Source organism: Rhodococcus sp. OK611 (assembly GCF_003050885.1).
In the GTDB taxonomy this organism is placed as follows: domain Bacteria; phylum Actinomycetota; class Actinomycetes; order Mycobacteriales; family Mycobacteriaceae; genus Rhodococcus_G; species Rhodococcus_G oryzae.
In genome coordinates this window covers 17,900-42,067 of the sequence record NZ_QAOZ01000024.1, presented here as the reverse complement: position 1 = coordinate 42,067, position 24,168 = coordinate 17,900, and the positions used below count along the sequence as shown (strand labels likewise).

24 protein-coding genes are annotated in these 24,168 nt (G+C 68.1%); 8 read left to right on the top strand and 16 right to left on the bottom strand.

Annotated features, from left to right (window positions below; genetic code table 11):
* Positions 1 to 2: 2 nt before the first annotated feature.
* The 5 genes from C8K38_RS25435 to C8K38_RS25415 are packed head-to-tail and all read right to left on the bottom strand — an operon-like array spanning position 3 to position 5,200.
* A complete protein-coding gene (locus C8K38_RS25435) occupies positions 3 to 995 on the bottom strand; it encodes an LLM class F420-dependent oxidoreductase (RefSeq protein ID WP_097214215.1) in 993 nt (330 codons plus the stop codon).
* A 43-nt stretch (positions 996 to 1,038) separates the two neighbouring features.
* Positions 1,039 to 2,385: an LLM class flavin-dependent oxidoreductase gene (locus tag C8K38_RS25430; protein ID WP_097214214.1), complete on the bottom strand. Its 1,347-nt coding sequence runs from the start codon at positions 2,383 to 2,385 to the stop codon at positions 1,039 to 1,041.
* A gap of 13 nt (positions 2,386 to 2,398) precedes the next feature.
* Positions 2,399 to 3,274 (bottom strand): ABC transporter permease, encoded by an 876-nt coding sequence (locus C8K38_RS25425; protein WP_097214213.1) that lies wholly within the window; start codon positions 3,272 to 3,274, stop codon positions 2,399 to 2,401.
* Entirely contained in the window at positions 3,267 to 4,100 is an 834-nt protein-coding gene (locus C8K38_RS25420) for an ABC transporter ATP-binding protein (protein ID WP_097214212.1), read from the bottom strand. The genes C8K38_RS25425 and C8K38_RS25420 overlap by 8 nt, the downstream gene beginning before the upstream one ends.
* Complete coding sequence (locus C8K38_RS25415; RefSeq protein WP_097214211.1) at positions 4,097 to 5,200, bottom strand: ABC transporter substrate-binding protein; 1,104 nt, start codon at positions 5,198 to 5,200, stop codon at positions 4,097 to 4,099. The genes C8K38_RS25420 and C8K38_RS25415 overlap by 4 nt, the downstream gene beginning before the upstream one ends.
* Positions 5,201 to 5,320: 120 nt before the next feature.
* On the opposite strand from C8K38_RS25415, the gene C8K38_RS25410 reads away from it, so the two are divergent.
* Positions 5,321 to 6,244: a sigma-70 family RNA polymerase sigma factor gene (locus tag C8K38_RS25410; protein WP_097214210.1), complete on the top strand. Its 924-nt coding sequence runs from the start codon at positions 5,321 to 5,323 to the stop codon at positions 6,242 to 6,244.
* On the opposite strand, the gene C8K38_RS25405 is transcribed toward C8K38_RS25410, so the two are convergent.
* The 3 genes from C8K38_RS25405 to C8K38_RS25395 form a co-directional block, all read right to left on the bottom strand.
* The gene (locus C8K38_RS25405) at positions 6,216 to 6,818 is read right to left on the bottom strand and encodes a carboxymuconolactone decarboxylase family protein (protein ID WP_097214209.1); all 603 of its coding nucleotides are present in this window, start codon (positions 6,816 to 6,818) and stop codon (positions 6,216 to 6,218) included. The genes C8K38_RS25410 and C8K38_RS25405 overlap by 29 nt on opposite strands.
* An 81-nt stretch (positions 6,819 to 6,899) precedes the next feature.
* Positions 6,900 to 8,483, bottom strand: a complete 1,584-nt coding sequence (locus C8K38_RS25400) for an ABC transporter permease (RefSeq protein WP_097214208.1) — start codon at positions 8,481 to 8,483, stop codon at positions 6,900 to 6,902.
* Entirely contained in the window at positions 8,480 to 9,391 is a 912-nt protein-coding gene (locus C8K38_RS25395) for an ABC transporter ATP-binding protein (RefSeq protein ID WP_097214254.1), read from the bottom strand. Before C8K38_RS25395 ends, C8K38_RS25400 begins: the two co-directional genes overlap by 4 nt.
* A 114-nt stretch (positions 9,392 to 9,505) precedes the next feature.
* On the opposite strand from C8K38_RS25395, the gene C8K38_RS25390 reads away from it, so the two are divergent.
* Entirely contained in the window at positions 9,506 to 10,690 is a 1,185-nt protein-coding gene (locus C8K38_RS25390) for a pyridoxal phosphate-dependent aminotransferase (RefSeq protein ID WP_097214253.1), read from the top strand.
* 7 nt (positions 10,691 to 10,697) lie between these two features.
* Positions 10,698 to 11,717, top strand: a complete 1,020-nt coding sequence (locus C8K38_RS25385; RefSeq protein ID WP_097214207.1) for an AraC family transcriptional regulator — start codon at positions 10,698 to 10,700, stop codon at positions 11,715 to 11,717.
* A gap of 15 nt (positions 11,718 to 11,732) precedes the next feature.
* On the opposite strand, the gene C8K38_RS25380 is transcribed toward C8K38_RS25385, so the two are convergent.
* The 4 genes from C8K38_RS25380 to C8K38_RS25365 form a co-directional block, all read right to left on the bottom strand.
* Positions 11,733 to 12,158, bottom strand: coding sequence for a VOC family protein (locus C8K38_RS25380; protein WP_097214206.1), 426 nt, complete (start codon positions 12,156 to 12,158; stop codon positions 11,733 to 11,735).
* A 40-nt stretch (positions 12,159 to 12,198) separates the two neighbouring features.
* Positions 12,199 to 13,242 (bottom strand): zinc-binding dehydrogenase, encoded by a 1,044-nt coding sequence (locus C8K38_RS25375; RefSeq protein ID WP_097214205.1) that lies wholly within the window; start codon positions 13,240 to 13,242, stop codon positions 12,199 to 12,201.
* A 12-nt stretch (positions 13,243 to 13,254) separates the two neighbouring features.
* Entirely contained in the window at positions 13,255 to 13,683 is a 429-nt protein-coding gene (locus C8K38_RS25370) for a CBS domain-containing protein (protein ID WP_097214252.1), read from the bottom strand.
* Between the two features lie 109 nt (positions 13,684 to 13,792).
* Positions 13,793 to 14,437: a LysE family translocator gene (locus C8K38_RS25365; protein WP_097214204.1), complete on the bottom strand. Its 645-nt coding sequence runs from the start codon at positions 14,435 to 14,437 to the stop codon at positions 13,793 to 13,795.
* A gap of 118 nt (positions 14,438 to 14,555) precedes the next feature.
* Here C8K38_RS25365 and C8K38_RS25360 point away from each other — a divergent pair, with 118 nt between their 5' ends.
* From C8K38_RS25360 to C8K38_RS25350, 3 genes are read left to right on the top strand one after another with little or no spacing between them, the layout of a single operon-like run.
* Positions 14,556 to 15,053 carry a GbsR/MarR family transcriptional regulator gene (locus C8K38_RS25360; protein ID WP_097214203.1) on the top strand — a complete coding sequence of 166 codons (498 nt, stop codon included), beginning with the start codon at positions 14,556 to 14,558 and terminating at the stop codon, positions 15,051 to 15,053.
* 13 nt (positions 15,054 to 15,066) lie between these two features.
* A complete protein-coding gene (locus C8K38_RS27420) occupies positions 15,067 to 15,411 on the top strand; it encodes a hypothetical protein (protein WP_245221042.1) in 345 nt (114 codons plus the stop codon).
* Positions 15,412 to 15,459: 48 nt separating this feature from the next.
* Complete coding sequence (locus tag C8K38_RS25350) at positions 15,460 to 16,092, top strand: alpha-ketoglutarate-dependent dioxygenase AlkB (RefSeq protein WP_097214202.1); 633 nt, start codon at positions 15,460 to 15,462, stop codon at positions 16,090 to 16,092.
* On the opposite strand, the gene C8K38_RS25345 is transcribed toward C8K38_RS25350, so the two are convergent.
* The 3 genes from C8K38_RS25345 to C8K38_RS25335 all read right to left on the bottom strand — a co-directional run bounded on the left by C8K38_RS25345 (position 16,058) and on the right by C8K38_RS25335 (position 19,363).
* Positions 16,058 to 17,155 carry a 3-deoxy-7-phosphoheptulonate synthase gene (locus tag C8K38_RS25345; RefSeq protein WP_097214201.1) on the bottom strand — a complete coding sequence of 366 codons (1,098 nt, stop codon included), beginning with the start codon at positions 17,153 to 17,155 and terminating at the stop codon, positions 16,058 to 16,060. The genes C8K38_RS25350 and C8K38_RS25345 overlap by 35 nt on opposite strands.
* Positions 17,156 to 17,624: 469 nt before the next feature.
* Positions 17,625 to 18,785 (bottom strand): GDSL-type esterase/lipase family protein, encoded by a 1,161-nt coding sequence (locus C8K38_RS25340; protein WP_097214200.1) that lies wholly within the window; start codon positions 18,783 to 18,785, stop codon positions 17,625 to 17,627.
* Entirely contained in the window at positions 18,782 to 19,363 is a 582-nt protein-coding gene (locus tag C8K38_RS25335) for a TetR/AcrR family transcriptional regulator (protein ID WP_097214199.1), read from the bottom strand. The genes C8K38_RS25340 and C8K38_RS25335 overlap by 4 nt, the downstream gene beginning before the upstream one ends.
* A 586-nt stretch (positions 19,364 to 19,949) precedes the next feature.
* On the opposite strand from C8K38_RS25335, the gene C8K38_RS25330 reads away from it, so the two are divergent.
* Together C8K38_RS25330 and C8K38_RS25325 are read left to right on the top strand one after the other, a co-directional pair.
* On the top strand, positions 19,950 to 22,250 hold the full coding sequence (locus tag C8K38_RS25330; RefSeq protein WP_143548530.1) for an ATP-binding protein: 2,301 nt from the start codon (positions 19,950 to 19,952) through the stop codon (positions 22,248 to 22,250).
* A gap of 240 nt (positions 22,251 to 22,490) precedes the next feature.
* Entirely contained in the window at positions 22,491 to 23,249 is a 759-nt protein-coding gene (locus C8K38_RS25325) for a hypothetical protein (RefSeq protein ID WP_097214197.1), read from the top strand.
* Positions 23,250 to 23,337: 88 nt separating this feature from the next.
* Here the strand turns inward: C8K38_RS25325 and C8K38_RS25320 are convergent, their stop codons facing one another.
* Entirely contained in the window at positions 23,338 to 24,168 is an 831-nt protein-coding gene (locus C8K38_RS25320; protein ID WP_179800714.1) for an alpha/beta fold hydrolase, read from the bottom strand.

Here is a 24,168-nt window from a genome sequence, read left to right as displayed (position 1 = left end):
CCTCACGTCCCCGCCAGCGCGGGGATCACCTCGCGTTCGAACAGCTCGATGCCCGAGGTGTCGTACGCGGCCTCGGGGAAATAACAGATCCCGTAGCTCAGGCCCTGATCGCGCAGCGCGGTCAGGTTCTCGATGATCTGCTCCGGCGTCCCGACCCCTGGCATCCCGCGGAACGCCGCCATCGACGCCTCCGCGAGGTCCTCGCCCACGAATCTCGCCATCCTGGCCTTGGTCGCGGCCAGGCGGTCCTCGACCTCCGCCTCGGTGGCGCCGATCGCCACGTTGTAGTTCGCCGAACGCACGATCGCGTCGAAGTCGGTGCCGACCGCCGCGCAGTGCTTCTCGAGGACGGCGGACTTCTGGGTGAAGCCCTCGAGGGTGCCGTCGAAATTGGTGTACTGCGCGTACTTCGCCGCGATCTTGAGAGTCACCTTCTCGCCGCCGCCCGCGATCCACAGCGGGATGCCGCCCTCCTGCAGCGGCAGCGGTCGCACGATGGCGCCGTCGACCCGATAGTGCTTGCCGTCCAGGGTCGCTGACCCGGTGCTCCAGGCCTGTCGCAGGATCTGCACGCCCTCGTCGAGACGCGCCAAACGCTCACCGGCGGAAGGGAATCCGTAACCGTAGGCACGCCATTCGTGCTCGTACCAGCCCGCACCGATGCCCATCTCGATTCGGCCACCCGAGATGAGGTCCGCGGTGGCGGCGATCTTGGCCAGGTAGGCGGGGTTGCGGTAGCTGATCGCGGTGCACATCTGCCCGAGCCGGATGGTGGAGGTCACCGCGCCGAGCGCGGACATCACCGACCAGGCCTCGTGCGTGGCCTGGTCGGTGGGTGCGGGCACCGTGTGGAAATGGTCGTACACCCAGGCCGACTCCCACGGTCCGGCCTCGGCCCGCAGCGTGACCGACTTCATCGCGTCCCACTGCTCGGCCGGGTCGATGCCCACCAGGTCCAGACGCCAACCCTGCGGTACGAACATCCCGAAACGCATGCGCTGATCCTACCGAGGAGCCGGCCTGCCCATCAGGCTTCGCTCATGCGCTGTTCCTGGCCTGCGACGCCGCGAACTGGCTGGCCGGATGCGCAAGCCCGTAGTGCCCGCGCAGGGTAGACGCCGTGTAGTCCGTGCGGAACAGCCCGCGGTGTTGCAGGATCGGCACGACCTGGTCGACGAAATCGGTCAGACCGCCAGGCAGGAAGGGCGGCATGATGTTGAAGCCGTCGGCGGCCCCCTGCTCGAACCACAACTGGAGCTCGTCCGCGATCTGCTCCGGGGTGCCCGCGAAGGTCCGATGCCCGCGCCCGCCCCCGAGCAACCCGATGAGCTCCCTCACGGTCAGGGAATCGGATTCGGCCAGCTCCTTGACCAGCTCGTAGCGGCTCTTGTTGCCCTGGATCTCGTGTATGGGCGGCAGCGGCGGCAGGGGCGCGTCGAGGGAGTGCTCGGTGAGGTCGACGCGGAGGATGGCGGACAGCTGCCGGAGCGCGTAGTCGGGCGAGATCAGATCGGTGAACTCCCGTTCCAGCGCCCTCGCCTCGGCCTCGGTCGGGGCGATGAACGGGACGATGCCCGGCAGCACCTTCAACTCGTCCGGGTTGCGCCCGTGGGCGGTCACCCGGGCCTTGAGATCCCGATAGAACTCCTGCCCCTGGGCGAGCGTGCGTTGCGCGGTGAACACCGCCTCGGCGTGCCGCGCCGCGAACTCCTTCCCACTCTCGGACGAGCCCGCCTGCACCAGCAGGGGGCGGCCCTGCGGTGAGCGCGGTGAGTTCAGCGGGCCACGGATCCGGAAGTGCTCGCCATCGTGGTCGATCGCGTGCACCTTGTCCGGGTCGGCGAAGATCCCCGTGTCGGGGTCCAGCACGACGGCGTCGTCCTCCCAGCTGTCCCACAGGGCGACCGCTGCTTCGACGAACTCCTCGGCGCGCTGATACCTGCCGAGGTGATCCGGGATCGCGTCGAGGCCGAAGTTGGCGGCCTCGTCCTCGCCTGCGCTCGTGACGATGTTCCAGCCCGCCCTGCCGCCGCTGATGTGGTCGAGCGACGCGAATTTGCGGGCCGTGGTGAACGGGTCGCTGTAGGTGGTCGAGGAGGTGGCGATCAACCCGATGTGCTCCGTTGCGCCCGCGATCGCGGTGAGCAGGGTGACCGGCTCGAAGGTGGACAGCGCGTTGTGCTTGATGCGAGGGCCGACCGCGAGCCCGTCGGCGAAGAACACCGAGTCGAGCTTGCCGCGTTCGGCGATCCGGCCGAGCTCGGCGAAATGCTCGACCGACCGCACGTCGTCGGCATCGGTGCGCGGATGACGCCAGGCGGCCTCGTGGTGCCCGACGCCCATGAGAAACGCATTGAGGTGAAACTGCTTGGAACGCTGAGACATTGCGATGATCTCCTTAGATCGGACCGACGCGCCAGCGGGACAGGCGGCGCTCGGCGAGGATGAGGATTCCGTTGAAGACGAGACCGAGAAGTGAGATCGCGATGATGCCGGCGTACATCTTCGGGATCTGGAAGTTGTACTGCGATGCCGTGATCAGATATCCCAAACCCGCTTTGGCGCCGACCATCTCGGCGGCGATGAGGACGAGGATCGAGGATGCCGCCGCCATCCGGATGCCGGTGAAGATGGTCGGGACGGCGGCGGGCAGGATCACTTTCTGGAACAGCCGGATCGGTGTGAGGCCCAACGACAGGGCGGACTTGACCAGCAGTGGATCGACCGTCCGGACTCCCGAGATGGTGTTCAGCAGGATCGGGAAGGTGCTCGCGTAGATCACGAGGGCGACCTTCGAGGTCTCCCCGATGCCGAGCACCAGCACGAAGACCGGCAGCAGCGCGAGCGCGGCCGTGTTGCGCAGCAGCTCGAGGATCGGATTCACGAACTCGGCCACCGGGCGGTACCACGCGATGGCGACGCCCAGCGGGATGGCGATCGCGATGGCGACCGCGAACCCGGTCAGCGCCCGGCTCAGGCTCGCGGAGGCATGGTTCCACAGCTCTCCGCTGGCGGCCAGGTCGCCGAAGGCGCCCGCCACCACGGAGAACGGCGGCAGGAACACCTTGTCCACCAGGCCGAGGCGTGGGGCCAGCTCCCACAGCAGGAGGAACAGGCCGATCGCCAGCGATGGCTTGAGCACCCGCCAAGCGGTGGCGCGGACCGCGCGGCCGCCGCGGGCGAGAGCCCCCGGACGTCGTGACGCCGCCTGCGCGGTGCGTGGCACCTGGCCGCGGGCGGCGACCGGCGGCGCGAGCAGTTCGACACTAGACATGGGCCGTCTCCTTCTGTGCGGGCGCCGCCACCTCGAGCTCCTGGTGCTGCGCGCGCGCCACCTCGTCCTGTAGTTGGCTCCAGATGTGGTGGCGGAACTCCCGGAATCGCGCGTCGGAGCGGACATCCGCCGAGGTGCGGTCGATGTCGATGTCGACCACCGTCTTCACGCGACCCGGCCGCGAGGTGAGCACCGCCACCCGCTGCCCCAGGTACACGGCCTCGTCGATGCCGTGCGTGATGAACAGGATTGTCTTGCCGGTGGTGCGCCAGATCCGCAGCAGCTCGTCCTGCAGGGACTCCCTGGTCTGGGCGTCGAGCGCCGCGAACGGCTCGTCCATCAGCAGCACCTCCGGGTCGAAGGCCAGGCTCCGTGCGATCGCGACCCGCTGTTTCATCCCGCCCGACAGCTCGTGCGGGTACCGGTCGCCGAACCCCTGCAACCCGACCAATTCGAGGTAGTGGTCGGCGATCTCCCGTCGCTGCCGCTTCGGCAGGCCCTTTGCCTCCAAACCGAATTCGATGTTGTGCTGCGCGGTCCGCCACGGCAGCAGCGCGTACTGCTGAAAGACGATCCCGCGGTCGAGGCCGGGTCCGGTGATCGGTTCACCGTCGAGCAGGATCCGCCCGGACGACGGTGTGGTCAGGCCGCCGAGAAGATCCAGCAGCGTGGACTTGCCGCAGCCACTCGGGCCCACCAGGACGAGGAACTCGCCGTCGGCGACGTCGATGCTGATGTCCTCGATCGCGGTGAACCGGTCATCGGACCCGCGGATGCCGAAGTGCTTGCTGACCCGGTCGAGCCGGAGCTTGGGTTCTGCGGTCATTTTCCTGCCCCCAGCGCCTGTCCGTCTGCACCGCTGGTGGCGGTGTAGGCCCCGTTCGCGTAGGGGTTGAACTCGTTGGTGAACAGGTCGGCCGCCGTCAACTCGCCCGGCTTCAGTTCGCCGTTCCTGACCAGCCAGTCGATCCACGTCTGCAGCTCGCGGTCGGCGATGACCGCCCCCGCGACCGGGATACCCGGACTGCGCCAGTAGTCCGTCAAACTCGTGTTCTCGTTGCGGCCTCGTTCGCCGATGATCTCCTTGAACCTGGCCACGACCTGGTCCCGCGGTGTGGTCTGGGTCCATCGGACGGCTCGTGCCACGCCCTGCGTGAAGTCCTTCGCGGCCTCGGGGTTCTCGGCGATGAAATCGTCACGCAGGACATAGGTGCCGTAGCTGAAGTCCCCGAAGATCGCCGAATCCGTGAAGAGCGGGCGCAGCCCGCCGCGGCCGACGGCGGTCTCCCGGAAGACACTCCCGAGTGCGGCGACGTCGATCTGGCCTTCCCGCAGCGCCTGCTCGGTGTTGATCGGGGGAACCACGATCAACTCGACCTGCTTGATCTCATCGGGCGTGAGCCCCTGCTTGGCCAGCCATTCGCGCACGACGAATTCATGGTGGGCACCAAGGGTGTTCATGCCGACCTTTTTGCCGATCAGATCCCGCGCACCGGTGATGGGCCCGCCGTCGAGCACGAAGTACCCCGTGAAGGTGCCCTGATCGGCACCGTACGAGCTCACCACCGAGGTGATCTGGGAACCCGCGGAGCGAAGCTTGACGATCGCGCCGTTGAAGGCGCTGCCGAACTCCGTCTGCCCGGTCGCCACGGACTGGATGTCCTGCGGCCCGCTGGTGGTGTCACCGACCCACTTCAGCTCGATGTCCTGGAAGTAGCCGAGGTCTGCCGCCAATTCCGGGAAGGTGACCTGTCCGGCCGCGCCCTGGTAGCGCAGCACGGACTTGCCGTCCGCGGTCTGCTCGGTCTCGGATGACCCCGCGCACGCACCGACCAGGGAACCGATCGTCAGAAGCGCGGCGAGGGCCGCGAGTGCGCGCAGGGGTCGTGGCTGCGTTGATCGTCTCTTGGGCGTCGGTGATGCCATGGTCTGAGTCCTCAGGTCGGGCGTGGCTGGATGGTGCGTCAAAGATGACGGACGCCGCGGCCGTCGGGAACAGTTCCGTTCACCGGGGTTTTAAGTCGAACTCGTTCGTAGAATCGACCCATGGGCACCGTCGCACTCGCCGAGACCTTCGAATCCCACCGTCGTCACCTGTTGTCGGTCGGCTATCGGATGACAGGCAGCGTGTCCGACGCCGAGGACGCCGTGCAGGAGGCCTGGCTCCGGCTCAGCGAGACCGACCCCGACTCCGTCCGCGACCTGCGAGCGTGGTTGACCACCGTGGTCGGCCGAATCTGCCTCGACCACCTTCGCAGCGCCGCCGTCCGGCGCGAAAGCTATGTCGGACAGTGGCTTCCGGAGCCGATCGTGACGCCCCTCGGATCCCCGGGGTCGATAGACCCCCTGGAAGCCGTTGTGCGCGAGGAGGATGTGCGGTTGGCGGCGATGGTGGTGCTCGACAACCTAGGCCCGGATCAGCGCACCGCGTTCGTGCTACACGACGGGTTCGGCGTCCCCTTCGACGAGATCGCCGGGATCCTGGGCACCTCGACCGCCGCGACCCGGCAACTGGCCTCGCGCGGACGGCGCGCGGCGGCAGGCGCCGAGCGGCCGACCCCGGACGACGAGCACGCGGAGGCGGTCGGCAGGCTGATGGCCGCGATGGCGGCGGGCGACCTCCAGGCCGTACTGGACGCGCTGCACCCGGACGCCCTGGTGATCGGCGACGCCAACGGCACCACCCGCACGGCGGTCAACGTCATCCACGGGTCCGACAAGTTCGCCCGTTTCTTCCTCGGCCTGATCAATCGCTATGGGCCACAGTCACTCCTGGCGCTCGAACCGGCCATGGTCAACGGCCAGCTCGGTTTCTACACGCACGGGTCGCCCGGGGACGAGACCCACCCGGGCTTCCCGTCGCGCGTGGGGGGCTTCACCGTCCGCGACGGCAAGGTGAGCGCCGCCTACGACATCGCGAACCCCGAGAAGTTCGCGGGCGTCAGGCTCCCGGACCGGGCTGCCCCGTAACCGCCTGATCGGCCCACGGCACCCGGCACGCGTCCCCGGAGTTGAACCCCTGCTCGGTGATCCCGAGCGCGGAGTACATCCTGGCCCGCATGTTCTCGAGCCCGATCTGATAGGTCAGTTCGACGACCCCGTCCTTGCCGAACCGGCGTTCCAGGTCCGCCACCTGCTCGTCCGTCACGGTCCCCGGAGTTGCGGTCACCGCGTCGGCGTAGGCGATCGCCGCGCGCTCGTCCTCGCTGTAGAGCGGGGAGTTCTCGTAGTCGCCGATCTTCTGGAGCCGCTCGATGTCGAGGCCGTCGAGGCGCTGCAACATGGTGCCGAAGTCCACGCACCAGGAGCACCCGACGGTCCACGCGACCCGGTACACCGCCAGCTCGCGGACGTTCGCGGGCAGCACCTTGGAGGCCTTCTCCGCCGCCATCTCGTGCCGGGCGCAGGCCACGAAGAGCTTGCGATGATTCGCCAACACGGTGAAGGGTTCGGGCACCGCGCCGAACCTGCGGCCTGCGAACTTGTAGGCCACCTTGATCAGCGGTCCGGCATCCTTCGGAGCCACCGGCTGGATTCGAGTCATGACGCCCTCCTGTTCCCATTGCGGCGACCGTTCGAGCCGCCTACCCCTTGGACGAGACAGCGCAGGAAAACGTGACAACCCTCAGTTCGTCTGCAGATCGCGCCGCCGGAAGGCCGCCGTCCCCAGCAGACACAGCGTGCCCGCGACCACTGTGGTGACCAGCAGCGGCTCCAACCGGAAGTCCACCGCGGGCACCAACGGCAGGTTCTCGAACGGCGAGACGCTCATCAGCCGGTCCGGGAACTTCAGCGTCGTCCCGAACATCAGGACGAAGAAGCAGAAGGCCAAGCCGATCCAGGCGGCGGAGGCGAGCCGCGGCAGGAGGCCGAACAGGAGCAGGGTGAGCCCGCCCAGTACCCAGGCCGCAGGCAGGTAGACGAGGGTCGCGCCGAGCATCCGCGGCACCTGCGCCATGTCGTCGGCGATGATCCCGTACATCAGTCCCATCCCGAGACCGGCGAGCGCCAGCACCAGGGCCGAACCGGCCAGCGTGATCACCGCGTGGCCCGCGATCCAGCGGATCCGGGTCAGCGCCGTGGAGAGCAGCGGCTCGAGATGCCCGGCCGCCTCCTCCGCACGCGGCCTGAGCGCGGAGGAGATCGTGTACGCGGACCCGATCATGGCCAGCATCGCGGCGGCCATCGCGTAGAACGCGTCGACCATGCTCGCGCTCTCTTGCCCCAGCAACTCGCCGATGTCGACATCGCCGAGCAGGTCACCGACGTCATTGCCGATCGTGCCGAACGCCACTCCGCCGAGGAACAACCCGACCGACCAACCGACAAGCGTGCCGCGCTGCAGCCGCCAGGCGAGCCCGAACTCACCGAGCAACCCCTGCGGAGCGCGGGCCGGGCCCGGCCGCGGGGGGAACACTCCCGCGCCGACGTCACGGTGGTCCAACACGCGGAGCGCGGTGAGGCCGACGGCCACGGCGACGGCGAGCGACAGCAGCGCGGGCCACCAGATCTCGCCGTCGTACGGCCGCATCGCCTGGCCCCAGCCCAGCGGCGAGAGCCACGACAGCGCACCGCTTCCGACGTCGCCGACCGCGCGCAGCACGTAGGCCGCGCCGATCGCGGCCCCGGTGATGCCGTAGACCGTCCGGGTGTTCTCGGTGATCTGCGCTGCCAGCAGGGCGACCGCCGCGAACACCAGGCCCGCGCAGGTGGCGCCGATGCCGAGGGCAATTGATCCCGCTGCGGCCAGACCGTAGGAGATCAGGCTCAGCGCGACCACCGCGCCGTAGAGCACGTTCGCCACCGTCGCGATGATCGCCGCCGCGGCGAAGGGCGCATGGCGCCCGACGACGGAGGACCGGATCAGCTCGTCGCGGCCGGTCTCCTCGTTGGCGCGGGTGTGCCGTCCGATCACGAACATGCTCATCAGGCCCGCGACGATCATCCCGAAAGCGCTGGCCTGGAAGGCCACCTGGCCCCCGATCGTGTCGAGGGCGCGCGGCGGGCCGGCCATGGCGATCATGGCCGCGTTGCCCTCCATGCTGGCAGCGACCGCATCGAGCTCCGGCTGGGTCGGATACGCGATGTCCACCCCGACGGCCTGCGAGTAGTAGACGACGGCGCCCGCGAGGGCCCACAGGACCAGCGCGAACCTCTCGCGCCGGAAACCGAACCGGGTCAGTGTCGCGGTGCCGGCCAGCGTGGTCACGATTCGTCCACCCCTGCCGCCGCGAGCTCGTCGCCGTAGTGCCGCAGGAACAACTCCTCCAGGGTCGGCGGCTGACTGGTGAGGGTGCGGATGCCGAACCGGGTGAGGTGAGTGATCGCCTCGTCCAATTCGCCCGTGTCCACCTGGAACCGGGCCCTGGTCCCCTCCACCACCAGGTCGTGCACGCCGGCCAGCTCGGTCAGACCGGTCGCCGGGCTCCTGGTCTCGCAGGCGATGGAGGTACGGGTGAGGTGCCGCAGGTCGGCCATGCTGCCGGTCTCGATCGACCTCCCGAGCCGGATGATCGTGAGTCGGTCGCACAGGGCCTCCACCTGGGCGAGGATGTGGCTCGACAGCAGCACCGTGCGCCCCTGCCCCGTGACCTCGGCGATGCACTCCTGGAACACCGCCTCCATGAGCGGGTCCAACCCTGAGGTGGGCTCGTCGAGGATCAGCAGTTCCACGTCGGAGGACAGGGCCGCGACGAGCGCCACCTTCTGCCGATTGCCCTTGGAGTAGGTCCGGCCCTTCTTGGTCGGGTCCAGGTCGAACCGCTCGAGCAGCTCGGCCCGGCGTCGCTCGTCGAGGCCGCCGCGCAACCGTCCGAGCAGGTCGATCACCTCGCCGCCGGAGAGGTTCGGCCACAGGTTCACGTCGCCGGGGACGTAGGCGAGACGCTTGTGGAGTCCGGCCGCCTCGCGCCAGGGGTCGCCGCCGAGCAGTCGCACGTCGCCCCTGTCGGCGCGGAGCAGGCCGAGCAGCACCCGGATGGTGGTGGACTTGCCCGACCCGTTGGGGCCGAGGAAGCCGTGCACCTCCCCGGTGCGCACCTGGAGCTCGAGGCCGTCCAGGGCCCGCGTCCGGCCGAAGGTCTTGACCAGGTCCGAGATCTCGATCGCGGCGCTCATGTATCGACGGTAGAACGGTCCGGCCACGCCCTGCTGCGGTTTGCCGAGTCGGGGCGCCTGCAGTTCGTCGACCATGCGGTCCGAACCCGCCCGGACGGCGAATAGGCTGTGACGATGCCCGCAGCACGCCACTCGCAGACGGTCTCGCGCCTGCAACCGTTCAGCTCCACCATCTTCGCGGAGATGACAGCGCTCGCCGTGCGCACGGGCGCGATCAACCTGGGCCAGGGCTTTCCCGACACGGACGGCCCGAACGCGATGCTCGAGGTCGCCAGATCCGCGATCGCCGACGGTCTCAACCAGTACCCGCCGGGTCCGGGGATGCCCGTTCTGCGCGAGGCCATCGCCGCCGACCGCGCGGCCCGATACGGCCTGGAGTACGACCCGGACACCGAGGTGCTGGTGACGGTCGGCGCCACCGAGGCGATCAGCGCGACACTGCTCGGGCTGGTCGAACCGGGCCAGGAGGTGGTGCTCATCGAGCCGTACTACGACTCGTACGCCGCGGCCGTCGCCCTCGCAGGCGGTGTGCGCCGGTCCGTGTCCCTGGTCCCGGACGGCGACGGCTTCGCCCTCGACCTCGATGCGGTGCGCGGCGCGGTCGGCCCGAACACCCGGATGCTGGTGCTCAACACCCCGCACAACCCGACCGGCACGGTGTTCACGGACGCGGAACTGCGGGCCGTCGCCGAGCTCGCCGTCGAGCGCGACCTGCTGGTGCTGAGCGACGAGGTGTACGAGCACCTGGTCTTCGACGGGCGCACTCACACCCCCCTGGCGGCGCTGCCGGGAATGGCGGACCGGACGATCACCGTGTCGAGCGCGGGCAAGACCTTCAGCGTCACCGGATGGAAGACGGGCTGGGTGTGCGGCCCCGCCGAGCTGGTGGACGCGGTCCGCTCGGCCAAGCAGTTCCTGACCTTCGTCGCGGGCGGCCCGTTCCAGCCCGCGGTCGCGCACGCGCTGACCCACGAGCAGGCCTGGGTGACCGGTATGCGAGAAGACCTGCAGCACAAGCGGGACGTGCTCAGCGGGGCCCTGCGCGAGGCGGGGTTCGGGGTGCACGCGAGCGGAGGCACCTACTTCGTGTGTGCGGACATCACCCCGTTCGGCACCACCGACGGCGAGGCGTTCTGCCGCGCGCTGCCGGAGCGGATCGGGGTGGCCGCGGTGCCGGTGAGCGTCTTCGCGGACCACAAGGCGCCGTGGAATCACGTGGTGCGCTTCGCATTCTGTAAGCGCGACGAGGTGCTCGCCGAGGCCGCCGAGCGCCTCATGGGGCTGGCTGGGCGGTGGTGACGCGGCGATGAGTCAGCGCACCATTCCCGCGGACTTCGTGCGCAGGGCCGCCGCCTTGGCGGCGAGCGGCGGGTTCGACATGTCCATCCCCCTTGCGGCCGCGGGCATCACCCTGCCCATGCTGCGCGACGAGAACGCGCGGTTGACCGCCGACCAGCTGACGCTGTTCACCCAGGCGGCCTGGCAACTGACCGGCGACGAACTGTTCGGCCTCGGCGCCGCTCCGGTGCCGCGCGGCACCTTCAAGCTGGTCTGCCTGTCGCTGATCCACACCCCCGATCTCGGCAGCGCCCTCGAGCGGATGGCCGACGTGATGCGGGCACTCCCTGGGCCGCCGCAATTGCGGATCCGGACCGGCGAGTCGACCACCCGACTCCAGGTGATGATCCCCCGGCGCGACGAAGCGCTGCCCGCCGCGACCGCGGACGCCGCCGACCGACTGCTCACCGACTTCGAGCTGATACTCCTGCACCGGTTCGCGGCCTGGCTGGTCGGCAGGCGGGTCAAGCTGATCTCGGTGGAAGTGCCGTATCCGGCTCCGGATCCGTCACTGGCCAGGAATTACGACGTCATCTTCGGTGTCAAGGTCACCTTCGGCGCCGACATGGCCGCACTCGAATTCGACAACGGCGTGATGCGTGCGCCGATCATCCAGACCGAGGAGACGCTGGAGGATTACCTGCGCGAGTCTCCGAATCTGCTTTTCTCCGAACGGGATTACGACAGCACGGCCTCCGCGCAGGTCCGCAAGGTCCTCGAGTCCGGCGTCAAGGGCCGCACCTCCACGGCCGACGACATCGCGGAGATGCTCTCGATCAGCGTCCCGCACCTGCGCCGGCTGCTGCGCCAGGAGGGCACCTCGCTCAATCAGCTCCGGGAGGAGGTGCTCCGCGACGCGGCCATCTCCGGACTCGGCCGTGGCGAGTCAGTCGACGACCTGTCCGCGCGGCTGGGGTTCTCCGAGCCCAGTGCGTTCCGGCGCGCCTTCAAACGGTGGACCGGGGAGACCCCTGGCGCCTACCGCTAGCCGCCGGGCAGGCGCTCAGCTGACGCAGAACTCGTTGCCCTCGGGGTCGGCCATCGTGATCCACCACTGCGGACCCACCTGCCCGCGATGCAGAAACGTCGCGCCACGGGCGACGAGGGCATCGGCCACCGCCTGCTTGTCCTCGCCGACCCGGACGTCGAAATGCAGCCGGTTCTTCACCGACTTCGTCTCGGGCACCGCCTGGAACAGCACCCGAGGGCGTTCCTGGTGCTCGGGGTCGCTGATCGCAGCGCCCAGCTTCCAGACCAGGGTGCCCTCGAAGACCTGAGTGTCCTCCTCGGTGGCGTGCCCGGCCGCGACCATCCGCCGGATGAAGTCCTCGTCGCTCGGCTCGACCCGCCAACCGAGTGTCTCCGCCCACCACTTGGCCTGGGTGTGTGGGTCGGCGGCGTCCACTGTCACCTGAAATTCGTATCCCATGTCGCGACAGTACGACCGGGGACCGACAGCGTCCGGGAACTCATGGCCTGACCAGGATCCTGATCGGATCGCCCTCGTGCCTGTCCAGCTTCTCGATGCCGACCAGGACGTCCTCCAGCGAGACGATCTCGCTGATCGAGCGCGAGACATCGAGACGACCGCGGGAGAGCAGTTCCGCCAGGGTCTCGATGTCGACGTTCTTGTAGCCGAGATGGCCCTTGACCTGCTTCTTCGACAGCCCGAAGGCGGTGGTGGTGCCGAGTAGCGCCTCCTGGTCGCTCAGCCCGACCACGATGAGCCTGCCGCCGACGGCGAGGCAGTCCAGCGCCTGGGAGAACGTGACCGCGAGACCCGCCGAATCGAAGGCGACGTCGAGCATCCTGCCGCCGGTGGCATCGGCGACCTTCGCCTTCAGTTCCGGATCCCGGGAGTCGAAGGCGTAGTCCGCGCCGAGTTCGAGGGCCCGCTCCCGGACCACCTGGTTGATGTCGAACGCGAGGATCGGGACCGCACCGACCAGGCGCGCGAGCTGCACGATGTGGGTACCGATCCCGCCGACGCCCCACACCCCGACGGCCTCGCCGACCCTGACCTCCCCGGTGCGCACGACGGCGCCGTAGGGCGTGGACACCGCGTCGGCCAGGATCGCCGCCTGATCGAAGGGGACGTTGTCGGGGATCCGGGTCAACCCGCCTGCCTGCGCCACCGTGTACTCGGCCCAGGCGCCGTCGTAGGCGAACGCCATCAGCTGGATGTTCAAGCAGTTGGTGAGATCCCCGCGCCTGCAGTTGCGGCACCGGAGGCAGGCTTTGCCTGCGGACGGGATGACCCGGTCGCCCACCGCCCAGCCCGCCACTCCCGCACCGAGTTCCGCGATGGTGCCGGAGGACTCGTGGCCCTGGGTGACGACCGGCAGCATCGCAGGGAAGGTTCCGTTGATCAGACTCAGGTCGGAGTGGCAGATCCCGCAGTACTCGACCTTGACGAGCACCTCCCCCGGACCCGGCTCGGGTATCGGGACATCCTCCACCACAGTCTTTTTGGAGTCGGCATGGAATCGTGCGGCGCGCATGGTCTCCGCCATGGTCGGCTCCCTTCAGCCGTGTTCGATGTAGGCCTCGAGTTGGTCGCGTTCACCCTGCAGCTCGCCGATCCGGCTCTTCACCACGTCGCCGATGCTGACGATGCCGACCAGCTGACCGTCCACGATCACGGGCAGGTGCCGGATCCGGCGCTCGGTCATGGTCTCGGCGAGGCTGTCGACGCTGTCGGTCGGCAGGCAGGCGAACACCGCCGTGGTCATGATGTCCCCGACCCGGTCGTTCAGCAGCTCGGCGCCGCGCTCGTGGATGCGACGCACCACGTCGCGCTCGGTCACGATGCCGACCACCTCGTCGTTCTCGACCACGACGAGGGCGCCCACGTTGTGCCTGGCGAGTTCGCCGATCAGCACGCTGACCGTGATCCCCGGCCCGACCGTCGCCACCGCCTGGCCCTTGTTCCGCAACACATCCGCTATTTGCATCTGGACACCCCGATCCATCCGCGCTCGGCTACCGCTGTGTCGATCATAGGCAGCAGGAAGCCCCGCCGACCATCAACGGACGAAGGAATCCGGGGCGCATCGCCGCCGGTCAGGCGACCGCAGGCCGGGACCTGTCGAGGGCGAGGGTGACGGCCAGCCCGCCGAGGACCGATCCCATCACGTAGCGTTGCACCCTCAACCAGCCGGGCCTGGCGTCGAGGACCGTCGAAATAGTGCCGGCCACAACGACTATCGCAGCATTGACGGTCAGCGCGACCGCGATCTGCACGCCGCCGAGACCGAGACTCTGGGCCCAGACCCGCCCCGCCGCCGGATCGATGAACTGCGGGATCAGCGCCAGGTACATGATGGCGATCTTCGGGTTGAGCAGGTTCGTGACCAGCCCCATCGTGAAAAGGCGCGTGGCGGAATCGGCAGGCAACCGCCGGGGAGAGAACACCGAGGCCCCGCCCGGCCGGAGCGCCTGCCAGGCCAGCCACCCCAGATAGCCCGCGCCCGCGAGCTTCACCGCGAGGTAGAGCTGCGGCACCGCGACGAAAACCGCCGAGATCCCCGCCGTCGCGGCCGCCAGGTAGCAGCCGAAACCGACGGCGACGCCGCCGAGCGAGATCAGTCCGGCGCGTCGGCCCTGGGTGACGCTGCGGGAGACGAGGTACATCATGTTCGGTCCCGGGGTGAGCACCATTCCGAGCGCGACCGCCGAGACCCCGAGAACTGCTGCGCCGGTGATCATGGCGATGAGGTTCGCACGGTCCGCGCACCGCTGTCGCGGGCCAGTTGAGCACCACTGGACTTCCAGTCCAAATGACACATATCTGTGTCATCTCAGTCAAAGCTGTTACCGTCGAGGGGTGCCACACGACACGCAGCTGATCTTCGCCGACCACGTCGGCCGCTTCTACGCGCGTCAGTACGGGTTCCCGCCGATGGCGGGACGACTACTGGGATACCTGTTCGTCTGCGATCCGCCGCAGCCGACGATCGACGAGCTGGGCGACGCCTTGCTGGCGAGCCGGAGCGCCGTGACCGGTGCCGTCAAGCTGCTCGAGGGCTATCAGTTGGCGCGGCGGACCCGTGTCGCGGGCGAGCGGGTGGACCGGGTGAGCCTGGACCCCGTGAGCCGGCAACCCCAGAACTTCGATTCCGCGGTCCACCGCGAACACGCGGCACTGTTCCGGGAGGGACTGGCGCTGCTGGCCGACGCCCCGCCCGAACGTCGCGCACCACTCGAGGAGATGGTCGCCCTTGCCGAGTTCCTCAGCGAGCGGCTGCCGGCCCTGCGCGACGAATGGCACACGCATCGCGACGAACTCCGCCGATCGGGAGCACTTCCCGCTCCCCACAACTGAGAGGTTGCCGATCATGCCCGACCACGACCTGCCCACGCTGCGGCAGCGCGCCGAGAACGGCGACGCGACCGCCCTCGACGAGCTGGTCCAGCTCGCCGTGGAACTCGGCGACATGGACGAGCTGCGGCGCCTCGCCGACGGCGGGAACTCCGACGCGACAGACGAGCTGATCCAGCTCGCCGGCGAACTGGGCGACATGGACCAGCTCCGGCACCTGGCCGACGGCGGGAACTCCGATGCCGCCGACCAGCTCATCGAACTCGCCACCGAACGGGACGACCTGGACGAGCTGCGACGCCTTGCCGAGCGGGGCAACACCACCGCGGCCGAGCAGCTCGCGGAGCTCACCGCCGAATAGCAGCACGGCGCTAGAACAATTGTTCGATCTCGGCGTAGAATTCCGCCCGTGGACATCGCGGTGCAGGCGTCGCTGTTCGACGACCCGACCGAGGGCGCTCGGTTCGAGCCGCTGGGCGACTGCGTCCGCAGGCGGGACCTGACGGCGGGCGCCTGGATCGACGTGCGACCGGGCTGGCTGCAGGGATCGGAGCGACTGTTCACCGATCTCGTCGACACGGTCCCGTGGCGGGCCGAGCGCAGGCAGATGTACGACCGGGTCGTCGACGTCCCGCGGCTGGTGAGCTTCTACGCCGAGGACGCCACCCTCCCCGACCCCCTGCTCACCGAGGCCAAGATGGCCCTCGACGCGCACTACCGACGCGAACTCGGCGAGCCGTTCGCCACCGCCGGCCTCTGCTACTACCGCGACGGCGCCGACAGTGTCGCCTGGCACGGCGACACCATCGGCCGCGGCGGCACCGAGGACACGATGGTCGCGATCGTCTCCCTCGGCGCCGCCAGGACTCTGGCCCTGCGGCCCCGCGGTGGCGGAGCCTCCCTTCGATACTCGCTCGGCCACGGCGACCTGCTGGTCATGGGCGGGTCCTGCCAGCGGACCTGGGAACACGCGGTCCCCAAGAGCACCCGCCCCATCGGGCCGCGGATCAGCGTGCAGTTCCGGACGCGCGGCGTGCGCTGACCGCGCTCGCGAGCCGGTCCAGCTGGGCGTCGGTGGTGTCCCAGTCCAGGCAGGCGTCCGTGATCGACTGCCCGTAGGTGAGCTCGTCCGCCCGCCCGAGGGTCAGGTCCTGACGGCCCGCGACGAGGAAGCTCTCCAGCATCAGTCCCGAGATGCCCGGCTCGCCTGCCTCGATCCGTGCCGCGACATCGGTGACCACGTCGACCTGCTTGTTGTGGTCCTTGCGGCTGTTGCCGTGGCTGGCGTCGATGACGACCCGCTCGGGCAGGCCCGACTTCGCCAGTCGCGCCATGGTGTCGGCGACGGTCGCGGCGTCGTAGTTCGGGCCGTCGTTGCCGCCGCGCAGGATGACGTGGCAATCCGGGTTCCCCGCGGTGCGGATCAGCGCGGACAGCCCGTTGAGGTCGGTGCCGGGGAACACGTGGCTCGCCGCCGCAGCCCTGGTCCCGTCGACCGCCACCTGCACGTCGCCCTCGGTCGAGTTCTTGATCCCGACCGGCATGGACAGCGCGCTGCAGAGCTGGCGGTGCACCTGGCTCGCGGCGGTCCTGGCGCCGATCGCGCCGTAGCTGACCAGATCCGCGATGTACTGCGGCGTGATCGGGTCCAGGAACTCGCAGCCGACCGGCAGGCCGAGCGACGAGATGTCCAGCAGCAGTTTGCGTCCCATCCGCAGGCCGGTGTTGATGTCGAAGCTGCCGTCGAGGTGCGGGTCGTTGACCAGACCCTTCCATCCGAGCGTGGTGCGCGGCTTCTCGAAGTACACCCGCATCACGATGTGCAGGTTGTCGCGGTGCTGCTCGGCCTTCGCCGCGAGTCGGCGCGCGTAGTCCATCGCGGCGTCCGTGTCGTGCACGGAGCACGGCCCGACCACCACGATGAGGCGGTCGTCGCGGCCGTCGAGGATGTTCACTGTCGCGTCCCGGCCGCCGCGCACCGTCGCGGCGACGGCGGGGTCGACGGCGTATTCGCGGCGCAGTTCGGCAGGCGCGGCCAACGGACTGATCGAGACGGTGCGCTGGTCGTCGAGGCCGAGCACATCGGTGTCGATGGTGAGGGTCATGGGGGTCCTGTTCGTTCAGGCCGACCCAGGAGAGTGCGTGCACACCCGCGAGCCGGTCGATATCGGCTCGGGGTGGAGGAAGTCAGCGCGTGGTTACGCCGACCGGCCCACCCGGGGCCAGCCTGCTAAACCAGAAATATGCGCGCTGCATGGGCGCCACTGTAGCAGCGCCCCGCAAGCCCCCTGTGAACGGTCACCGTAGTTGGCCATTCGTCACCCTAGTTGGCCAGTTCGTCAACATTGTTGGCCATTGGTCAGGATAGTTGGCCAACGGCATCGACTCGGACGAGCCGAGCGGCGAGCTGGACGGCACTGCCACTCGCGAGCCGGACCCGACCTGTCACCTACTCGTGCAGCCGCCCCATCCTTCGTCGGATTGCGGAGGTTCGGCCAGCCCTTCTGAACGACGCAGTCAGCGCTCTCCTCGCGTGATTGCAGTTGATTCCCGCACAGTGGCGTGGCGCGGCTCTCAGGCAGCTCGCGAAGCACTGAACGGCGCCGACCCAGCAAATGCGTAGTCGGCGAACCGTCGGCCGATCAGCTGGTGCGCCTCCGTACTGGGATGGAGGCCGTCGGGCAGCGGGAGACGCTCCGCGTCCTCCGGGCCATAGAGCTCGGTGCCGTCGAGATAGTGGAGATTCGCGTCGGCCGCGCGACGTTCGACGAGCGAGCGCAGGGCGTCGCGGATGACCTCGAGGGTGAGGCGGCCCTGGGCCGTATCACCCGGAGTTCCGGTCGCGACGAACTGCACGTTGTCAGTGCCCAGCGTGGCCGGATCAAATGCACCAGGACCGGGCGTGTTCTCGTGGATAGCGCAGAAGATCGGGGAGACGAGCAGGATCGGTGTATTGGGATGCCCGTCGCGGATGGTGTCGAGGAATCCGTTCACCGCCGGAACGAACGCGCGCAGGCGCATCGCGTCAAGGTTCACGACGTTGATGCCAAGTTTGACGCTGATGGCGTCGGCGGGCGCATCGCGGATGACGCGAGCCAGGAACTGGTCCACCATGGCGCTGCCGCCGAGACCGAGGTTGCGAAGCTCCACATCAGCCGCGCGGGCAGCGACGCTCGGCCAGATCTCGCTGGGAGCGAGCGCGTTCGATCCATGACTGATGGAGCTGCCGTGATGCACCCACAGTGGCCGGGGACTCACGTCGGCGTTGACCGGAGCGTCGGAGCGGAGCTCGGCCAGCTCGAGCGCCTCGTTGTGAGGGAGCCACACCTCGATGCGCTTGCGGCCGGCAGCGAGGCCGACCACCGTGGTGGTGTGTGAGGGCCCGCCGTGCGCACTGGACTCCCAGGTCTGCAGGTCGATCTCGATGCGGTCACCGCCCACCAGCGCGTCACGGGTGTGGAGGACACCGTCGACGAACACGTCGATGCGGCCGCGCGGACGGTCGGCGCCACGATAGGCGACGCGGGTCGAGTGTGTGACGAGCTCGAGGCGAGTGGCCTCCGTCTCGAATTGCAGGCGGGCACCGGAAGACTGAGCCTCCATCGCGAGCAGTTGCGAATCCGGGAACTGCTCCCGTACCCACGCGGGGAGCCGGTGCAGCGCGACACCGCGGGGTGTCCTGGTCAGCTCGGCGACACCACGGACAATGTCAGCAGTGAACAGCGTCGAGATCAAGGGAGGTCTCCTTCCGTGGGCCAGGTATTCAGGGCGCGATCGACCGCGTCGATCGCAGCCACCCAGGACAGTTCCGTTGCGGGGTCGCGGTGCTCGAACGCTTCAGCTCGGGTGAGAGCGAGAAAGCCGTTGACTGTCGCGCCGACAAATCGTGCTGCGTGGACCAGTTCCTCATCCGGTAGCCGATAGTCGCGAATGACGGCGAGCATGAGGGACGCGATACGTCCCGCTTCGGGCGATCCCACGGTGTCGGCCGACGCGGGACGCTGAAGGGACGCCCAGGCACCGGGTCGCTCACTCGCGTAGGAGCGATGCGCCTCTACGAGTCCGATCAGCGCCTCGCGCCCCGCACGTCCGGCGATGGCGTCACCGACGCGCGCGGCGAGTTCACGCAGGGCGAGCTGTTGCAGGCCGTCCAGCAGAGCGTCCCTGTCCCGGATGTGCGAGTAGATACTCGCGGGCCGAACGCCGGCTTGGCGGGCGACCGCCGAGACGGTCACCGCGTCGAAGCCTTCGCGGTCTGCGATGTCAGCGGCGATCGCGAACAGGGCCTGAGAGGAGAGTTGGGCGCGGGGCATGCACTCACCCTACATAGATTAGCTTTCTAGCTACAATCTATAGGTTGGCGTGGTGTGCGAGGGCGCCACTTCGCCCGTGTACCGAGCCAGACAATCGCAGTGACCACCGTAATGAGCACGCTTGGGATGAGCACGAGTCCCGCTGGAGGCGGGGCGCGACCGCCGGCTCGACGAGAAGCCCAGCGCGCACGCCGTATTCGTGCTGATCATGCTCGTGTGCGACACAAGGTTGACCGCCGATACCGGACACCTAGGTCACCGACGCGGCCCGGGCGCCACCGACCTTCGCGAACTCCGGGGCGGCCATTCACGAACGGCAGGACAGTTCGGGTAGTCCACTGCCGGGCATGGTTCAGCTAACGAACGACCGTGAACAATTGCCAACTATCTTGACCACGATCGCGGCCGGATGTCGTCACGGTAGTTGTCACATCGCAGGTCAGGGCGCCGGGATATGACAACTGCGATGACGATTCACACCTGGTGTGAACGGTCACCGTAGTTGGCAACCCGCAGCATCTTCTTGACCGGTGGTCGATAATTGGTGAGTGCTCGTCAATTTGGTTCCTGCCGAAACGGGTCTCCGGTGAGCGTGGCAACTCTGCCGATGGAGCTGACCAGCTTCGTCGGCCGCAAAGCCGAACTGTCCGAGGTACGCAGAGCCCTGTCGGCCTCTCGTCTGGTGACGTTGTCCGGCATCGGGGGGGTCGGCAAAACCAGGCTCGCCATTAGTGCGGCCGAGGCGGAGCGAAGGGCCTATCCCGATGGGGTGTGGCTGGTCGAACTCGGCGAGCTGCGCGATCCGACGTTGGTGGTCGAGCTGGTCGCCGCCGGCGTCGGGGTGCAGAACCGCTCGGCCCGCCCCCTGCTCGAGGTGCTTGTCGAGGTCCTGTACCCGAGCACGGGACTGCTGGTGCTCGACAACTGCGAACAGCTGATCGAGGCCGTGACCGAGCTCGCCAAGACACTGTTGACCACCTGCCCGAAGCTCCGCATCCTCGTCACCAGCAGGGAACCACTCAACATCGGCGGCGAATCCGTGATCCGGGTTTCCCCCCTGACGACACCACCGGCCGACCACCCGCTCTCGCTTCAGAAGTCGACTCATTTCGATGCCGTGTCACTGTTCGCCGAACGGGCTTCGCTGGCGCTCCCGGATTTCGAGCTCACCGGCGACAACATCAACACCGTCGCACAGATCTGCGCGCGACTGGAGGGGCTACCGTTGGCGATCGAGCTGGCGGTGGCGCGGCTGAGAGTGCTTTCACCCGAGCAGATCCTCCAGCGGCTCACCGACCGATACACCCTGCTGACCCGCGGCCGCCGGAACGCTCCGAGCAGGCAGCAGACACTGCAAATGTGCATCGGCTGGAGTTACGACCTGTGCACACCCGCCGAACAACAACTGTGGGCTCGGCTGTCGGTGTTCGCGGGCAGTCTCGACCTCGAGGCCGCCGAGGCCGTGTGCGCCGATGAGGAGGCCGATCAGGACCTGGTCGACACCTTGGCCTCTCTGGTGGACAAGTCGATCCTGTTCCGTGAGCAATCGAGTGGTGGGGTCCGCTTCCGATTGCTGGACACCGTGCGGGACTTCGGCCGCGACAAGCTCGACCACACCGGCCAGCAACTGGCCCTGCGCCGGCGACATCACGACTGGTACCTGCAGTTGGCGCTCGACGCCGACGACGCGTGGATGAGCCCGAATCAACTCGAGTGGACCGCGCGCCTCGCCCGGGACCTGCCGAATGTGCGCGAGGCGCTCGAGTTCAGCCTGTCCGGGTCCGGCGAGAGCGTGCTCCGGATCGCCGCGGCCATGAACCAATTCTGGGTATCCCGCGGCCTCCTCAGCGAGGGACGCCGATGGCTCGACCGAGCCCTGGCACGAACATCCGACAAGTCCTCCGCGGACCGAGCCAAGGCGCTATACGCCGTCGCCGTGATCGCCGCGACCCAAGGTGACCTGGCGGCGGCGACCGCTCGGATCGAGGAGGGCCGCGCTCTCGATGCGCGGCAGGAAGACCCGCTCTGGCATGTCTTCGTCGCGATCAGCGACGGGTACGTCGCGCTCCACCGCGGTGATGTCGATCAAGATCTGAGACCCCTGGAAGAGGCCGTCGAGGATTCCCGGGCACGCGGGGAGTTCAAGCGACTGGTCGAGGCGCTGTTGCTACTCGGTTTGTCCCGCCAGGCGCGCGGACAGATCGCAGAGGCACTCGCCTGTCATGAGGAGATGCTTGCCATCACGCGGGCGCACGGCGAGACGGTGTATCGGTCGTATGCGCTGTGGTCGATCGCACTTACCGCGCGAGGTCAGGGAGACAACGACCGTGCGGTGCACTGTCTCGAGGAGTCGCTTCGGTTCATCCGACTGGCAGACGACCCGGTTTCGGCGGTGATATGCCTGCAGGCGCTGGCCTCGATAGCCGGCGAGCAACACGACGCGCGGCGGGCCGCCGTCCTGATGGGAGCCTCTGACGCGCTTGGCCGAACCGTGGGCACCGTCACCTTGCGCTTCCCCGACCTCATTGCCAATCCGGACTTGTTCACGCGCGATATCAGTCGGGCACTCGGCGTGCACGAGTTCGAGGCTGCCTACCGCGAGGGCGGCGCGTTGGACTTCAGTGGCGCGATCGCCTTTGCCCTGGGAGAGCAATCACCCGAGGAGGCCCCGGCCGTTCGGCACCTGGCCAGTCTGACCGAACGCGAACTTCAGGTTGCCGATCTGATCGCCGATGGCCTGACCAACAAGGACATTGCCGGCCGACTCGCGATCTCGCCGCGGACGGTGGACGGGCACGTGGAACACACTCTGGCCAAATTGGGGCTCTCCTCGCGCACAGAGATCGCGGTCTTGGTCGTCCAGCACACGAGAGGTGAGCACATCTGACAGCACAGGCCAGTTCTGTTGTCTCCGCGCCGGGATGGGGCCGATCCGCCGGGCACGTCGGCATGTGGTCTGCCGTCCTATTCGGTTTCCGCGGCGCGGGCGGCACGGCGGGACAGTTCAGCGAAAGCCGCACGCAGCTCCGGTGGGGCGATCACCTCGAGTCGATTGTCCTTTGCCGCGGTGTGTCAGTCTCGCCGCGGCGGCCGCAGCAGCGACGGGCCGCAGACCTAGCATGAGCCGATGAAGATCGACCGGATTCCCGACGGAGCTCAGGACCCCCGCACCAGCGTCTTGACGCGCGCACGACTTACTGACGTTCAGGAGTTCGATGACATTCTGACGCTGGTGTCGGCAGAACGAGTCGCACATCTCGACTCCCGAATCTTCATCACCCTCGACGATCTCGCCCAAGCCTCGTACACGAGCATGCACGCCGGCGAGGCGGATGAACTCGAAGTTGCGACAGACGATCTCGACTTTCTGAACGACCCAGGCGCTCAACGGCGTTTCGAGCTCCGGCAGGTCGCCCATGCGGCGGCTCAGCTCGGCAGGAGCGAACTCATACCGAGCTGGGACGAACTGCACGGCACTCGAGAATGCCCTCCCGACTGGATTGACCGGATCGCCGCCGTCAACGAAGACCCGTCCACCATTCTCGACGACGAAATCCACGTTCTGCACGTGCCGGTCAGCGACAGTCTGGCGGCAATCGCCGGCTTCCCGAATGGGTACTTCAGCGTCGACTGGGACACGTTCCAGAACTACACCGTCACTCGTCATCTCGCCGACGCCTACGGCTATCGTCCACTCGGCATCGGCGCGTCCTGGATCGGATTCGAACGGGATACGCCATTGTCGCGGCTGAAGGCGAACGAGCTCATCGAGGAGCTGAAGCCCATCTACGGCAGTAGTGACGCGCCCGGATGGACGCGCTTCGAGGACGCCCTGACCCACAGGCGGACGCTCTTCCTCGGCTACACCGACAACTTCGCCGACTGACAAAGCGGTGGGTCTTGTCCAGGTCCGGGTCTGTGGCGGTCGACCCCGCAGCTGTCCTGTCTACCTGCCGACGCAGCGACATCAGGATCTATTGCTGACGGGCCCAAAATTGGCGGAGGGCGGCAACTACTTGCACGGGTTGCTCCAGGGCTGGAATCACGCGCGCGTCCGTGATCGTGACCTCTGTCGCACATGACATCTGTGCCACCACGGCGCGTGCCTGTTCGGGTGTCCATTCGCCTCGATCGTCGGTAGTGACGAACAGGGTGGGGCACCGAAGCGCACGTGCTGCCCACAGTAGGTCGGTGCGATTGAGAATGGCCGATCGGATCGCGGTAATGGTGGCGCCGCTCCCAGATTTCGCGAGGCACTCGTCGATCAATGCCACTGCCTCCAAGTCATCCTTCCGGGTGGCGTCGGTCAATATCGTCGACATGATCGCTGAGCGGACCGGGCCGCGTGGGCCGAAGGCGCGGTAGAGCGGTAGCAGCAAACGAATCTTCAGCCGTACCGCGAGGCCAATGGGAAAAGTTGGCGCACTGATGGCGACAAGGCTGCGGATCATGTCGGGGCGGATTGCTGCGAGTTCCATGCCGACATGCCCGCCCCAGGCGTTGCCGAGCCAGTCGATCGGCTGTCCGCCCAGTTCGGCGGCGAGCGCCGTAATGACTTGTGCCGCCGCACGCGCACAGGCACTGATGTCCACTGGCCCGGCGAGCGCCTCACTGGCGCCACATGATGGAGCATCGATCAAGAAGAAGCGTCGACCCGGTAGGTGAGGCGTCAGGCGGGACCAACTCGACGAGTCGACGAACATGCTGTGCCAGGCCACGACCGGGCGTCCCTCGCCCACGATGTGTACCGCGAGATTGCCGAGGTCGGTCGGGATTAGTGCGGTCTTCCACTCAGCGGTTGTCAT

Bases quoted from the DNA above. Each gene is read 5' to 3' on its own strand.
- C8K38_RS25435 (WP_097214215.1), bottom strand. From the start codon at position 995: ATGCGTTTCGGGATGTTCGTACCGCAGGGTTGGCGTCTGGACCTGGTG.
- C8K38_RS25430 (WP_097214214.1), bottom strand. From the start codon at position 2,385: ATGTCTCAGCGTTCCAAGCAGTTTCACCTCAATGCGTTTCTCATGGGC.
- C8K38_RS25425 (WP_097214213.1), bottom strand. From the start codon at position 3,274: ATGTCTAGTGTCGAACTGCTCGCGCCGCCGGTCGCCGCCCGCGGCCAG.
- C8K38_RS25420 (WP_097214212.1), bottom strand. From the start codon at position 4,100: ATGACCGCAGAACCCAAGCTCCGGCTCGACCGGGTCAGCAAGCACTTC.
- C8K38_RS25415 (WP_097214211.1), bottom strand. From the start codon at position 5,200: ATGGCATCACCGACGCCCAAGAGACGATCAACGCAGCCACGACCCCTG.
- C8K38_RS25410 (WP_097214210.1), top strand. From the start codon at position 5,321: ATGGGCACCGTCGCACTCGCCGAGACCTTCGAATCCCACCGTCGTCAC.
- C8K38_RS25405 (WP_097214209.1), bottom strand. From the start codon at position 6,818: ATGACTCGAATCCAGCCGGTGGCTCCGAAGGATGCCGGACCGCTGATC.
- C8K38_RS25395 (WP_097214254.1), bottom strand. From the start codon at position 9,391: ATGAGCGCCGCGATCGAGATCTCGGACCTGGTCAAGACCTTCGGCCGG.
- C8K38_RS25390 (WP_097214253.1), top strand. From the start codon at position 9,506: ATGCCCGCAGCACGCCACTCGCAGACGGTCTCGCGCCTGCAACCGTTC.
- C8K38_RS25385 (WP_097214207.1), top strand. From the start codon at position 10,698: ATGAGTCAGCGCACCATTCCCGCGGACTTCGTGCGCAGGGCCGCCGCC.
- C8K38_RS25380 (WP_097214206.1), bottom strand. From the start codon at position 12,158: ATGGGATACGAATTTCAGGTGACAGTGGACGCCGCCGACCCACACACC.
- C8K38_RS25375 (WP_097214205.1), bottom strand. From the start codon at position 13,242: ATGGCGGAGACCATGCGCGCCGCACGATTCCATGCCGACTCCAAAAAG.
- C8K38_RS25370 (WP_097214252.1), bottom strand. From the start codon at position 13,683: ATGCAAATAGCGGATGTGTTGCGGAACAAGGGCCAGGCGGTGGCGACG.
- C8K38_RS25365 (WP_097214204.1), bottom strand. From the start codon at position 14,437: ATGATCACCGGCGCAGCAGTTCTCGGGGTCTCGGCGGTCGCGCTCGGA.
- C8K38_RS27420 (WP_245221042.1), top strand. From the start codon at position 15,067: ATGCCCGACCACGACCTGCCCACGCTGCGGCAGCGCGCCGAGAACGGC.
- C8K38_RS25345 (WP_097214201.1), bottom strand. From the start codon at position 17,155: ATGACCCTCACCATCGACACCGATGTGCTCGGCCTCGACGACCAGCGC.
- C8K38_RS25335 (WP_097214199.1), bottom strand. From the start codon at position 19,363: ATGCCCCGCGCCCAACTCTCCTCTCAGGCCCTGTTCGCGATCGCCGCT.
- C8K38_RS25325 (WP_097214197.1), top strand. From the start codon at position 22,491: ATGAAGATCGACCGGATTCCCGACGGAGCTCAGGACCCCCGCACCAGC.
- C8K38_RS25320 (WP_179800714.1), bottom strand. From the start codon at position 24,168: ATGACAACCGCTGAGTGGAAGACCGCACTAATCCCGACCGACCTCGGC.